Origin of the sequence: Cutibacterium sp., from assembly GCF_030525615.1 — a bacterium.
In the GTDB taxonomy this organism is placed as follows: domain Bacteria; phylum Actinomycetota; class Actinomycetes; order Propionibacteriales; family Propionibacteriaceae; genus Cutibacterium.
Genome location: NZ_JAUNEJ010000002.1, coordinates 390372 through 404149, shown reverse-complemented (window position 1 = coordinate 404149; position 13778 = coordinate 390372). Strand labels below are relative to the sequence as shown.

The window sequence follows — 13778 nt, the reverse complement described above, 5'->3', positions numbered from 1 at the left end:
TGGACAACCCGCAAAATCTGTGGACAAGACCACCAGACCATGTGACGAAAGCAGCTTTCCATAATTGAGGGAGTAGACGGAGGTCTGAATCTTCCGGTTTCTAGCTGTAGTTGCGCATGACGTTGCTTATGGACTGCACTGGCCGTGCTACCGGCGAGTTCATCTGCCCTCCGCTGATCGGAGACTCGTGGGAGAGACAATCACTAACTGCGCTGGTGTCGGATGGCCAAATCGCGCCTTATACAGGGTGATGGTGAAAACGTCAAGAATTCGCTTTGTTCTCCGCTGCGGTTGAACTGCGTACATGCTTATACTCGCGGTGTTGCCCTAGTTGGCGAGGGCGTATACGAGCACAGTGTCGAAGGAGAAGGTGCGATGCGTGTAGGTGTACCTACAGAAATTAAAAACAACGAGTTCCGCGTAGCGATCACACCCGCCGGCGTCAATTCTTTGGTGAGTCATGGCCATGAGGTTTTGGTGCAGGCCGGCGCTGGCTTGGGTTCAAAGATCCCGGACGATGAGTTCAAGGACGCCGGCGCGAAGATCGTCGATGACGTCGACAAGGTGTGGGATGATACCGAGCTCGTCTTGAAGGTCAAGGAGCCCATCGAGGAGGAGTATCACCGTATGCATGAGGGCTTGACCCTCTTCACCTACCTGCATCTGGCCGCTGATCGTCCACTCACCGAGGAGCTCCTGAAGCGCAAGGTCATCTCGATCGCCTATGAGACGGTCGAGATGGACGATCATTCCCTGCCGCTGTTGTCCCCGATGTCGGAAATTGCCGGTCGGCTGGCAGCGCAGGTCGGTGCTAACTGTCTCATGCAGTCAGCCGGCGGAAATGGTGTGCTCATCGGCGGTGGCTCCGGTGTCCGCAATGGTCGAGTGACGGTGCTTGGCGGCGGCGTTGCTGGGTTCTGCGCTGCTCGCGTGGCCGACGGCATGGGGGCAGACGTCACGGTTTACGATGTCAACCTCGCCCGTATGCGTTACATCGATGAGGTGACCGGCGGACGCATCCGTACCCAGTTCTCCAGCCCGCTGGCGGTCAAGGAAGCATGTAAGGAATCCGATCTGGTCATTGGGTCTGTGTTGGTTCCTGGCGCTCGTACCCCACATCTGGTCGACAACGAGACCGTTTCACAGATGATGCCGGGATCGGTGCTTGTTGACATCGCTATCGACCAGGGCGGCTGCTTCGAAGATTCCCACCCGACGACTCATGCTGATCCCACGTTCAAAGTCCACGATTCGGTGTTCTACTGCGTGGCTAACATGCCAGGTGCCGTCCCGCACACCTCGACTTACGCACTGACCAACGCCACCATGCGTTACGCGGTGCTCATCGCTGAGGAAGGTTGGAAGGGCGCCTGCCAGAAACACAACGAGCTGGCTCGCGGCCTGACGACTTACGACGGCAAGCTCTACACCGCTGGTGTTGGAGAGGCCCTCGGTATGGATGTCTCCTGTGTCTCCGAACTCCTCTGAGGATTGAATGATCGTGGGGCGGTACCGCTGGGGTACCGCCCCACGATCACGATCTCACACCAGCAAGCGCGCCAGGGACTTCTTCTCGGCTGAGGTGCAGAATGCCGCCTGCAGGGCATTGCGCTGCACCGAGAGAGCCTGGTCACGGTTCCAGCCGAGGACCTGGGATACCAGCGAAATCTCCCGGGACGTCGTCGTCCGGCTCATGAGGCGATTGTCGCAGCTGAGGGTGAGGTTGAATCCGGCCGGCCACAGCACGGACAACGGATGATCTGCAATCGAGCGGCAGATACCGGTCTGGGTGTTGGACGACGGACAGACTTCCAACGGTATCCGGCCAGACAGTACTCGCTGGGCCGTCGGGCCCCAACCCGCTGCGTCCCGGTCCTCGATGACGCGCACCCCGTGCCCGAGGCGTTCCGCGCCATGGTCGAGGGCGTCGAGAATCGACTCCGGGCCAGCTGCCTCGCCGGCGTGGACGGTGAGGTGTATTCCAGCTGATTGGACACGCTTTAAAGCATCGGTGAAGGGTGCAAGGGGGAAGCCATTCTCGGGACCAGCGATGTCGACGCCAACAACCCCGGGGGCATGGTTGACGGCAAGATCGACGACATCCTCCGGGACATCAAGTTGTCTCATGAGGCACAGGATCTGTCGCACGATGATGATTTTGCCCGACGTGGATGCGGATTCCATCCCCTCCAAGAGGCCAGCTTGAACTGCCTCGGTCGCTTGTGCAGCTGTCAGACCACCCGCGAGATGCTGCTGGGGAGCCCATCGAGTTTCGGCGTAAATAACTCCGTCGTTGGCCATATCTTCGACGAATTCTCGCGCTATGCGGCGCAAAGAGTCACCATCCTGCATGAGAGCGACCGTCTCGGCGAAAGTGTCAAGGTATCGGGTGAGGGAGCCAGAGTCAGCAGCCTCGAAAAACCAGTCGGCAAGATCGTCCGGGTCGCTAACAGGGACTGGTCGGCCATGCTCGGCTGCGAGGTCTAAAACTGTCACCGGACGCACCCCGCCGTCAAGATGATCGTGCAGGACGACTTTGGGGAGATTCATCGCGTCAGCTGAATCCATGAGCTGGAGTTTATCGGCGCGCCGTTGGCTGTGAGGCCGGCTCGGGGAATCCCCGGGGCCTTCCTTATGGTCAGGCCCGCTGCTCCAAGGGCACATAGTCGCGCTGGTCAGCCCCGGTGAAGATCTGACGCGGACGCCAGATCTTGTTTCCGCCGGTGGCAACTTGCTCACGGTACTGGGCGATCCAGCCGGGCAGACGTCCTAGGGCGAACAGCACGGTGAACATATTCATCGGGAAGCCCATGGCCTCGTAGATGAGACCGGTGTAGAAATCGACGTTCGGGTATAGCTTGCGTTCCTTGAAGTAGTCGTCGCTCAGTGCGGTCTCTTCAAGTTCCTTGGCGATGTCGAGAAGGTCCTCTCGCCCAGTGTGGAATTCCAGGATCCGATCGGCGTGCTCCTTGATGATGGCGGCGCGCGGATCGTAGTTTTTGTAAATCCGGTGGCCGAAGCCCATCAGCTTGATGTCAGACTGCTTGTCCTTGACTTTGCGGACGAACTCCTTGGTTGTCATGCCGGAATCGCGGATGTACTGCAGCATCTCGAGGACGGCCTGGTTTGCACCACCATGCTTTGGGCCGGACAGAGCATTGACGCCGGCGGCGACCGCGGAGTACATATTTGCGCCTGAGGAGGCGACCATTCGGACAGTGGAGGTCGAACAGTTCTGCTCGTGGTCAACGTGCAGGATGAGCAGAGTTTCCAGAGCCCGGGTGATCTGGTCATTGAACTCGTACGGCTCGGTGGGGAACCCAAAGCTCATTCGAATAAAGTTCTGAACATAGCTCAGCGAATTGTCGGGGTAGAGGGTCGGCTGGCCCATTGAGTTCTTATAACCGAAGGCAGCTAGGGTCGGGACTTTGGCGATCAGGCGGATAGTCGCAGCCTCAATCTGTTCCGGATCAGTTCCCGATGACTTTTGAGAGAAGGTCGACAAGGCCATGATTCCGGCGGCCAGAACAGGCATGGGATGGGATCGGCGGGGGAAGCAACGGAACAGATCGCGCATGCGCTCGTCAATGAGGGTAGTGCGGCGAATTCGCTCTTCGAATCCCTCCAACTGAGCCTTGCTCGGTAGCTCCCCGTAAAGAACGAGATAGGCGGTCTCAAGGAAGGTCGACTGTTCGGCGAGCTGCTCAATGGGGTAGCCGCGATAGCGCAGGATTCCTTTTTCACCGTCGATGTAGGTGATCTGAGACTCGCAGGACGCTGTGTTGACGAATCCTGGGTCGATCATGACGTTGCCGGTCTTGTTGAGTAGACCCCCGATGTCATAACCCACCTGGCCGTCAGTGGCGACAACCTTATTGAAATCGAGCTGGGTATCTTCGTCGACGAACCTTGCACTCGAACCCATCGTGCGTTCCTTCCTGGCGGCCTGGTCCGGACATCACCGGTGGCCGGGCATACGTGGACGGGTGGCACTGCGGGTTCGTTCCCGAGCGTCACCACGGTGTGAACTATGGCACAACCCAGGTTACGGCCCGCTGGTGCAAATCACCAAGAAACCGCCACATTAGCCGGGGAGATTTGGGGTTGTCAGGTGCCGGGTGACGATTTTTGACACCGGCCTAGCGGGACAGTATTTGAGTTGACAGGATGCACGTAGGGGCGGCTCGCTTTCAGCGAACCGCCCCAAGCATGGGCGCATCAGACCGTCATCGTCAGCCGAGGACGGTGTAAGTGATCGGAGTGGTTCCCTGACCCAGATCAGCGATCTTGGCAAAGGAGGCACGCGACAGATCGACGCAGCGACCGGCGACGTACGGGCCACGATCATTGATCCGGACAACTACCGAGCGCCCATTATTGACGTTAGTCACCCGGATACGGGTCCCGAGCCGCAGAGTCTTGTGGGCAGCGGTCATGGCGTTCGGATTGAACTGCTCGCCGGAGGCCGTTGACTGTGGCTCGTCGTAGAACGAGGCGATGCAGCGTCCGTCTACGCTGCCCGAACTCTTGCTCGTGCCGCCCTTAGTGGCGCTCTGATGAGAAGAACGAGCCTTGTCACGGCTGGCGTCGTCACTCTTGTGCTTGCTACGCGAAGGAGTGTCCACCTTGGCTGCTGGGATTTTGCCGGTGAGGTAGGTGCGGTAGACCCAGCCGGTGTGGCCGTTGGTGCGGATTTGTACCCAGTTGCCGTTGACTTTGCCGGTGGTGTGGACTCCGGTGCCTTTGGCTAGGGAGGTGACGATGGTGGCTTTGGCGCTGGGTGTGGCGCGTACGTTGAGGCCGGTGGTGGTGTGGGTTGCGGCGTTGTCTTTGGCGGGTTTGCTGGGTTCAGCGTGTTTGGCTGGTTGGGCTGCTGGGATTTTGCCGGTGAGGTAGGTGCGGTAGACCCAGCCGGTGTGGCCGTTGGTGCGGATTTGTACCCAGTTGCCGTTGACTTTGCCGGTGGTGTGGACTCCGGTGCCTTTGGCTAGGGAGGTGACGATGGTGGCTTTGGCGCTGGGTGTGGCGCGTACGTTGAGGCCGGTGGTGGTGTGGGTTGCGGCGTTGTCGAGGGCCGGACGATCCTTGTCTCGGCTGGTCGAAGAGCCGTTCTTGGCCTCAGCCTTTGGCTCGTCGGGGGCCGGAGCTGCCTTGCCGGTGGTGAGGTATCGACCGTAGATCCAGCCCGACTTGCCGTTGACAGAGACCGGGACCCAGCCGCCGTCAGGACGACCGGTGACCTGAACCTCCTGACCACGTTCGGCTGCGGTGAGGACCTTGCCAGCGTTATCGGAGTCGTCACGCACGTTGACTGGCACATTCGCGATCATGGTGTCAGGCATCGGATCGGACTCAAAACGGGCCGGGAGGATGTTCTCCTCAGTGAGGTAGCGCTGGTAAATCCAGCCAGTGGTTCCGTTCACGGCGACGGGGACCCACCCGCGCACCTTCTCGCCGGTGACCTGTACCGACTGGCCACGGGCCACGACGGTGAGCACTTTGCCGGAGTTAGACGACGCAGAGCGCACGTTGACATCCGTTGTCGCGTACATCGTCTGAGTGTTGGCTGCGTGTGCGACCGCGCCGATGACGGCGGGAGCAACAATGCTGATACCGGAGGTGAGGGCGATGGTGGCGGCAGCACCTCGGACTGAGCGCTTGGGGCGGATCACGGTGTGACTTCCTCTCGCCTTTGAAGGCATCGGGGCTTTCGGTCCCGGCATTTTCCGGGATCCCGGCGTTTCCGGGACGGGTGGGACATTAGGAATCGTCGGCCGGTGGACTCAAAGACGTTGAGGGTTTGAGCGTGTCGCGTTACGCGTCGTCAAGGTGTTCTGGTTCACCGGGAAAATGGCGCGATGGCACCGAAAAATGGCGTCGCTGAAGAGGGACGCCCGGGTATGGCGAAACCCTCTACCTGGAATTGAGGTAGAGGGTTTCGCCAAATATGAGGGAATTGACTTAGAGCGCGCTGAGCTTCTGCCAGCCTTCCCAGTCGTAGCACCAACAACCAATGCCTTCGCTCGGCTTGAACTGACGGTTAGACCCAGTGTTGACGACGGGGTCTCCCGCCGCGCAGAGGTTAAACAACCACTTCGCGTTGGCAGTAGATAGGCCGACGCAGCCGTGGGAAACATTGGCACTGCCCTGAGACTCTTCCGACCACGGGGCAGCATGAATGAACTCGCCGGTGTAGGTGACACGCATCGCGTACTTCACCTTGACGCGGTAGTAATGCGAACTCCCCTCGGGGATTCCGACTGTCGAGGAGTCCATGACCTTGGTGGTCTCGCGCTCGATGATGACTTTGGTGCCAGATCGCGTGGTCGTACTCGAGCCAGCCTTGCCCGTTGTCACCGGAATAGAGCGCGCCACCTTGCCATTGACGACGACATCCATCTTGTGTCTGTCGATGTAGACCTTCAGGATGCGGGAATCGCCCACGCGGAATGAACCTTCGACATTGCGGGTGAGCCAGCGATGGCTCGAGGTGGGTAGTCCCTTGAGTTTGCCGCGCACGCTGACCTTCGTGCCGGTTTTCCAGAAGTCTTTCGGGCGCCACATGAGCTGGGACTGGTCAAGCCATCCCCAGGCCCCCTCCTGTTTGGGGGAGATGTCGAGTTCCATCGCCTGCTCGATCTTGGCCCGCATATCGGCGTCAATGACCTCTTTGCGGAACCTGATGATGATCGGCATACCGACGCCAACGGTCGCGTCGTTGTAGAGCACTTCGGCGATGTTGGTGTCACCGTCAAGGCTTTTGATCTTCTTGGTGACGGTCGTTGTCGGGCCGGCGTGGGAATCCGTGTTCGTCAGGGTCGCCGTCACGGTGTAGGAGGTGTTCAGGGCCCAAGGTTCCTCCGGGGTCCACACCCCATCCTTAAGAACTCCCTTCACCTCCTCGTCGTCCGCGTCGGTGACTTTGACGTCCTCGAGGTCACCATTGACGACAGCGAACTTCAGAGGGTCGCCAGGTTGCAACTTGGTGATTGGGCGGTCAGAAGTGATCGTCAGAGTTGCTGGTGTCGGGGTAGGAGTGGGCGTCGGGGTCTCGGACGACTCACCGACGTTGCTCCCCGAGCCAAAACCGTTCTGGGTTGTGGAGGTCTTGGCACAGGCGGCAACAGTCATCGGTACAGCGACGGCACCGGTAGCCAGAACCGAACGGCGGGTTAGTCTCGACGACACAGAACCTCCAGCATTGTGCGCCCGAAATGAGAACTATGGTCCATCTCCAAGTCATACGAAATACGACTGGATACATGCTACAGCGCCGGACCGACAACTTCCCAAACGCAAACATGGTCCGAAGTGGGTTGTTCACTACCCGCGCAGGTAGCGCCAGTCCGCCGACTACGGAGAGTGGGCGCTATGGACAGTGAGGCAAGACGTTTACTCTTATCGACATCATCGCGTGAAAAATTACCTGGAGGTTTCTCATGTCAGACGGCGCCCCGCCCCCTCCCCGTCAGCGTCCTGACTGGCTGACGTGGTTGATCGTCGTGATCGTGACGATTATCGGTGTGACGATCCTCGGGTTGTGGTGGTGGGCGATGGCCAAGTGATCCGATGGCAGCCAAGAGAATGGTAGCCAAGAGTGTTGAGATGAGCGAGGAATAGATCTTGCCAAGACACCTCCCTGTAGTTAATTTGTGGCCAGAAAGGGGCGGCGCTTTCTCAGCCGGAATCTGAAAATGCGGTTTTCGTCAGCTAATCCCATGATCGTCGCAATCGCTGTCACCGTCCTGTCCCTCGCCGGTTGCGGTGGGAATTCTGACATGCTTAAGGGCGCTGACACGGGAACGAGCGTCACTGCCAGCACCACCCCGACCGCGAGTTCTGATTCGATCTTTACAACGGAAATAATCAACAAGGACGATTTTTCCCAGGCTGTTATTGCAAGCGTCGAGGAAATAAAGACGTATCACATGGAAGTTTCCATGGGTGTCGCAATATCCGGAGAAAAGCACACCGTGAAGCTGGCGTCAGGCTACGATAATCGAGCGGCCCCTAAGGCTCATGTCGTTGTACGCACTCCTCGAAAGAATGCAGACCTTGTCGTTCTGGGCAAGGAGGTCTATCGGAAGAATGGCTCAGCATGGGTGAAGAGTACCGAGAATAATGCCGGTTTAGGGCAGGCCACTCTCGCAGATATCGTCCGTAAGTTCACCAAGGCGGTCGAGTACGCAATCTATATGGGTCAAGACTCACGTGGGCACCGGTTCGACGTCGTGCTCGATCCCGACACGATGGGCGCCGGAGAAGCGTCGGCCGTTGTGGGTCAGAGTGCGGAGATGACCCTTTGGCTCGACGATGCCAAGCGGGTCGTTGACATGAAGCTGGCGATGGGGGGTAAGGACCCTCGCGTCACGATGGATGTTAAGTTGTCCAAGTTTGGGGAGCCGGTGAGTATCCCCGAGGTTTCCTGAGCGCTGTCTTCCGGCCTGCCCTGACGAAAACCGTCAAGCCACCGGCTCAATGAGATGAGGGTCGGCCGGATCGATCCTGCGCACGGAGTTTATGCCACGATCAACCTGGTCAACCGTGAGTTCGTGTGCGATCTTGGTGTGAGCTTTGCCGATGTAGGCGGCCAATCCCCGCGCTTGGGTAGCGTCAAGTCGGGCCGGGTTGAGCCATTCGCCGAGGTCGTCGTTGGCGAGAAAGACCGGCATTCGATCATGGACCTGACCTGCGGAGTCACGGGCAGTGACGGTGATGATCGCCATCGTCGTCTCGAAACCGGCGTCGATTTTTCGCGTCGTAGCGATCGCTGCTGCACTCAAGAGTCCCGACCCATGAATGTGGTGGGGAATTTTGTTACCGCGCTCCCCGGTCCACTCGAAATATCCCGTCATGGGCACAACGCAACGCATGGAAGCCATTGCGGCCCGGAACAGTCCGTTGGTGGCGACAGTCTCGAGCCGTGCGTTGATGGGGTGTGGGCCAGATCCCTTCGCCCAGTTGGGCCAGAATCCCCATCTCACGGGGGCAAGGATCCGCCTGGCGCCCTCTTGATGAAGCGCGGGGACGATTGTTGACGGGGCGATGGAGTATTGCGGTTGCCAGGAGGCGATGAGGTCACTGTGGTAGAGGCGCGCGACCTCCTCGCCATCCATTCCGAGGCTGAAACGTCCACACATATGAATCAGACTGCCATGATCGGAGGTGGCGGGACCTTCGCGTCACAAGGAATCAGCGTGCCGTGAATCCGTCAGCTTCATCGCACCTCGTCGGAGACCGTTCGTGCCACCGGAGACAGCGTCAGCCACCACTGTTCGCGAGGGCGACGATGAGCGGAATCGACGAGGGAAGGCATTGTCTCCATCTGACTCGGTTGCCCACCTGATTCGTTGACACCGATGAACCATGACCCGTCCTGACGGGCGGCAAGCTCGTCGTCAATGAGGTTGAGGGCACGATAGGCGAGTCGATTGGCCAGCAGACGGTCGAACGGGGAAGGGGACCCGCCCTGTTGCATGTGTCCCAACACCACCTGACGCACGTCGTACATACCGTGGGATTCTTCTTCCAACAGCCGCGCGATGAAGTCGGTGGTGTAGTTGCGTGAGGCATTCTCGTTGCGCACCGCCAGGAAAAGACGGCGTCCGTGGGCGAAGGATTCACGCAGCCAGTGAACGTCATTAGCCAGATCGTCCAAGGAGATGCCGTCCTCGTTGGTGTAAATCCGCTCTGCGCCCGCAGCAATGCCGGACATCAGCGCGAGGTATCCGCAGTTGCGGCCCATCGTCTCGACGACGAAGCAACGGCGAGAGGCGATACCGGACTCCTTGATCTTGTCCATCGCCTCGACGATGACGTTGAGGGCGGTGTCGGCGCCGATGGACAGTTCTGAGCCGGGGAGATTGTTGTCAATCGAGGCCGGAATGCACACCGTAGGAATGCGAAATGCCGGGTAGCGGTCGCGCTCGGTGGTCATGGTGTGAATTCCCTCGTATGCCGAATAACCGCCGATGACGAGCAAGGCGTCGATGTGGTTGTTCTCCAGCGCACGACTGACGGCGTAGAGGTCGCGGGTGCTGGGGATCTCGCGGCGGGTGCCCAGTTCGGCGCCGCCTTCTCCAGCCCAACCTTCGACCTCGCTCCAGGCCAATTCCGACATATCCTCGGTTGCCAGCCCGACGAACCCATTGTGGATGCCTATCACGGTGTGGCCGCGAGAAATGGCCAGTCTGACGGCGGCGCGGGCGGCAGTGTTCATGCCCGGGGCAGGACCGCCGGCGTGCATGATCGCGATCCGTTTGCGGTCGGTGTCGTCCACCCCTTCACTTGTGGTGCGGGCTGGCTCGCTGAGCTCGGTGAAGATGGCGTCCATCTCTGCGAAGGAGCCACCCCTCATCCGCATGGCCTCGTTGTAGCGACCCTGCTCGATGAGACCTGCGACAGACTTGGTGTCAGCGACGGCTTTGACCAGGGGAAGCCGGTGGACGCGGTTCGCATGGGTTCCGATGACGTGTCCTTCAGCGTCCGGAGTGGTCGAAAGCACTTCATGGACGGCGTGATAGCCGAGCCAGGTAGAGGCCCAGCGGTCATAGGCCGAGGGTCGTCCGCCTCGCTGGACGTGGCCCAGAATGGTGACGCGGGCGTCCTCTCCGAGCGTGTTCTCGAGGACCTGGCGAACGTACTCGGAGGTGATGCGATTTCCGGTGCGATCAGTGGCTCCCTCGGCGACGATGACAATCGAATCCCGACGACCCGCCTGACGCCCGCGCCTGAGTTCGGCGCACATTCGATCCTCCCAGCCATCCTCCGGCGGGCGTTCTGGGATGAGCACGTAGTCGGCACCGCCGGCGACTGCCGCCATGAGCGCAAGGTAGCCGCAGTGACGACCCATCACCTCGACGACGAAGGATCGTTGGTGGCTGGCGGCCGTGGAGGTGAGGTCGTCGATGGCATCGACAATGCGGTGCAGAGCGGTGTCCGCGCCGATGGTCATGTCGGATCCAACGAGGTCGTTGTCGATAGAACCCACCAACCCCGCGATCATGAGGGAGGGGTGCTGACGGGCCACCTCAGGGCTCACTTGGCCGGCGTCGACGAGTTCAGCGATGAGGTCGGCCCATTCGGTTCGCAGCACGTCCAAACCTGTGAGTGAACCATCGCCGCCGATGACGACGAGACGATCGATTCCGTGCTCCAAGAGGTTTTGCACGGCTTTCAACCGGCCTGAGCGTTCGCGCATTGCTTTGCAGCGGAAGGTACCGATCACGGTGCCGCCACGGTTGAGGATCGAACCGACGTCATCCCATCCGAACTTCTGGATGCCGTCACCTCCGTCGATCATGCCTTGGTAGCCCTCGTAGATCGCATAGACCTCGGCCCCCACGCTCAACGCGGAGCGCACCACGGCACGGACAGCAGCGTTCATGCCTTGGGCGTCGCCCCCGCTGGTCAAGATGCCGATGCGCAGCCCATGGCCGTCGGGGAGGGTGGGCGTAAGCCTCAATTCGTCATCAACACGCACAGCTCAATATTGCCGCGTCAGAGTGGCTGGAGGGGAAACTGCGACTGGGGTGCCGGCGGGGCGGGAGTTTTCGTCACCGGTGCGCTGGAACCTCGCTGATGTGGTCAGGTGCGCCAGCTCTGTGGTTGGACAGTTTTCCCACGGTGCAGGTTTTCCCACAGCGAAGGTTTCCACGGTGCAAGTTTTCCCACGGTGCAGGTGGTCAGGACTCAGGACGGTCAGGGTTCAGGAGCGCTCGTCAGGAATCGTCTCGAGGTCGTCCATCCACGCCTGTGCTACCGCGTCAGACGGCATTCTCCAGTCACCGCGTGGACTCAGCGACCCCCCCGCTACGACTTTCGGGCCATTGGGGAGGGTTGAGCGCTTGAACTGGTTTCCGACGAATCGGCGCAGGAACAGCCGCGTCCAGTCTTTAATAGCTGTCAGATCGTAGGAGTGGCGGTCCTTGTCGTGGAACCCGGGCGGCCACGACCCCGCCGAAGCGTCGCGCCAGGCGTGGTGGGACAAGAACACGATCCGGCTCGGGCGCATACCGTGGCGCAGCAGATGGTAGAGAGTGAAGTCCTGCAGTTCGTAGGGGCCGATCTTTGCCTGGGTTGACTGTATTTTCTCGCCGGGGCGGGCTGGGACGAGCTCAGGGGAGATTTCTGTCCCCAGCACAGACTCCAGAACAGCATTCGTGGCTTCGTTGAACTGACCCGACGAAATACACCACCGGATGAGGTGCTGGATGAGGGTCTTGGGAACCCCTGTATTGACCCCGTAATGGCTCATCTGGTCGCCGACACCGAAGGTGCACCAGCCCAAGGCAAGTTCCGAGAGATCTCCAGTGCCCAGCACAATGCCGCCTCGCTGGTTGGCGATACGAAACAGGTAGTCGTAACGAAGACCAGCTTGGACATTCTCAAAGGTGACGTCGTAGACCTCGGCCCCATCGCCGGCTGGGTGCCCCATCCCCTTGAGCATTTGAGTGGCGGCCGGGCGGATGTCCAGCACTTCGCAGGGAATGTCGAGTGCCTCACACAGACTCAGCGCATTGTTCTTGGTGTGGTCGGTGGTGGCGAATCCAGGCATCGTGAACGCCAGGATGTCGCTGCGTGAGCGGCCCATCTGGTCCATCGCCTTGGCGGCGACGAGCAGGGCCTGGGTGGAGTCCAAACCGCCAGAGACGCCGATGACAACCGTGGGAGACCCAATCGACTCGAGGCGGCGACGCAGTCCGTAGACCTGGATGTTGTAGGCCTCATAGCAGTCCTGGGCGAGCTGTTCGGGTTCGTTGGGGACGAAGGGGAACCGATTGACGGGCCGTTCGAGACCGATGTCTTCATGGGTTGGGTTGAGGGTGAAGGTGTTGATTCGCCAGCCATCGCTGTCGGGTTGAGCGAGGGCATTGTCGTCGAAGGAACCTTGGCGCATTCTCTCCTGACGCAGCACGTCCAGGTCGACGTCGGCCAGGCAATAACCCGGCTCGGGGGAAAAACGGTTGGTGGCCGCCAGCAAAGAGCCATTCTCATAGATCATCGTCTGGCCGTCCCAAGACAGGTCCGTGCTCGACTCCCCGGGTCCTGCAGCCGCGTAGATGTAGGCCTGTAGGTTGCGTGCGGACGTCACCTTGCACAAGTCGTGACGCTGGCGGGATTTTCCGACGGTGATGGGGGAACCCGAGAGGTTAACCTCTATGACAGCTCCTACCAGCGCGGCCCGAGATGACGGCGCGACCGGCACCCACACGTCCTCGCAAACTTCCACATGGAAGGTGAGGTCCGGCAGGTCGGACGCCCGGAAGAGCTGGTCGGGTCCGAATGGGACCTCAGCTGAGGCCACGTGAGATTTTTGTCGTCCCGACAGGTCGATGATCCCGTTGGTGCCGACACCGGCGGCGAAGTGACGTTTTTCGTAGAACTCCCGGTAGTTGGGGAGGTAGCTTTTGGGTACCACACCGAGCACCCGCTCGCGATGGATGACGACCGCGCAGTTGTACAGCCGGTTTCCTCGCCGCAGCGGAGCCCCGACGATAATCACCGGGAACAGGTCCCGGGATGCCCGGCGGAGCGTTTCGATGGCGTCGAGAACGGCGTCAAGGACGACATCGTGAAGCAGCAGATCGTCGATGGCGTAGCCAGTCAGACACAGTTCAGGGAAGACGGCGATGGCCACGTCGCGAGAATCGAGGTGCCGGCAGGTGTCGAGAATCCCCGCCACATTTGAAGCCGGGTCACCAATGTGCACCGCTGTGGTGCACGCTGCGACTCGTGCGAAACCCTGGTCATATGCCGAGTGGAAATTCCCCTTCATG

10 protein-coding genes are annotated in these 13778 nt (G+C 60.2%); 3 read left to right on the top strand and 7 right to left on the bottom strand.

The annotated features are described in order from the left end of the window. Window positions 1-375: 375 nt before the first annotated feature. Window positions 376-1488 carry an alanine dehydrogenase gene (gene ald, locus Q4B98_RS05580; protein WP_303196093.1) on the top strand — a complete coding sequence of 371 codons (1113 nt, stop codon included), beginning with the start codon at window positions 376-378 and terminating at the stop codon, window positions 1486-1488. Window positions 1489-1542: 54 nt separating this feature from the next. Here the strand turns inward: ald and Q4B98_RS05575 are convergent, their stop codons facing one another. The 4 genes from Q4B98_RS05575 to Q4B98_RS05560 form a co-directional block, all read right to left on the bottom strand. Beyond that, window positions 1543-2568 (bottom strand): adenosine deaminase, encoded by a 1026-nt coding sequence (locus tag Q4B98_RS05575; protein WP_303196092.1) that lies wholly within the window; start codon window positions 2566-2568, stop codon window positions 1543-1545. Between the two features lie 70 nt (window positions 2569-2638). Next, complete coding sequence (locus Q4B98_RS05570) at window positions 2639-3925, bottom strand: citrate synthase (protein ID WP_303196091.1); 1287 nt, start codon at window positions 3923-3925, stop codon at window positions 2639-2641. 307 nt (window positions 3926-4232) lie between these two features. Further along, entirely contained in the window at window positions 4233-5672 is a 1440-nt protein-coding gene (locus tag Q4B98_RS05565; protein ID WP_303196090.1) for a septal ring lytic transglycosylase RlpA family protein, read from the bottom strand. A gap of 289 nt (window positions 5673-5961) precedes the next feature. Continuing rightward, entirely contained in the window at window positions 5962-7131 is a 1170-nt protein-coding gene (locus Q4B98_RS05560; RefSeq protein ID WP_303196148.1) for an Ig-like domain-containing protein, read from the bottom strand. 308 nt (window positions 7132-7439) lie between these two features. On the opposite strand from Q4B98_RS05560, the gene Q4B98_RS05555 reads away from it, so the two are divergent. Then, complete coding sequence (locus tag Q4B98_RS05555) at window positions 7440-7565, top strand: hypothetical protein (protein ID WP_303196089.1); 126 nt, start codon at window positions 7440-7442, stop codon at window positions 7563-7565. Between the two features lie 153 nt (window positions 7566-7718). After that, entirely contained in the window at window positions 7719-8429 is a 711-nt protein-coding gene (locus Q4B98_RS05550; protein ID WP_303196088.1) for a hypothetical protein, read from the top strand. Between the two features lie 33 nt (window positions 8430-8462). On the opposite strand, the gene Q4B98_RS05545 is transcribed toward Q4B98_RS05550, so the two are convergent. The 3 genes from Q4B98_RS05545 to Q4B98_RS05535 all read right to left on the bottom strand — a co-directional run bounded on the left by Q4B98_RS05545 (window position 8463) and on the right by Q4B98_RS05535 (window position 13777). Further along, window positions 8463-9140: an SOS response-associated peptidase gene (locus Q4B98_RS05545; RefSeq protein WP_303196087.1), complete on the bottom strand. Its 678-nt coding sequence runs from the start codon at window positions 9138-9140 to the stop codon at window positions 8463-8465. Between the two features lie 77 nt (window positions 9141-9217). Beyond that, a complete protein-coding gene (locus Q4B98_RS05540) occupies window positions 9218-11464 on the bottom strand; it encodes a 6-phosphofructokinase (RefSeq protein WP_303196147.1) in 2247 nt (748 codons plus the stop codon). A 243-nt stretch (window positions 11465-11707) separates the two neighbouring features. Continuing rightward, window positions 11708-13777, bottom strand: coding sequence for an NAD(+) synthase (locus Q4B98_RS05535; protein WP_303196086.1), 2070 nt, complete (start codon window positions 13775-13777; stop codon window positions 11708-11710). Window position 13778: the final 1 nt, after the last annotated feature.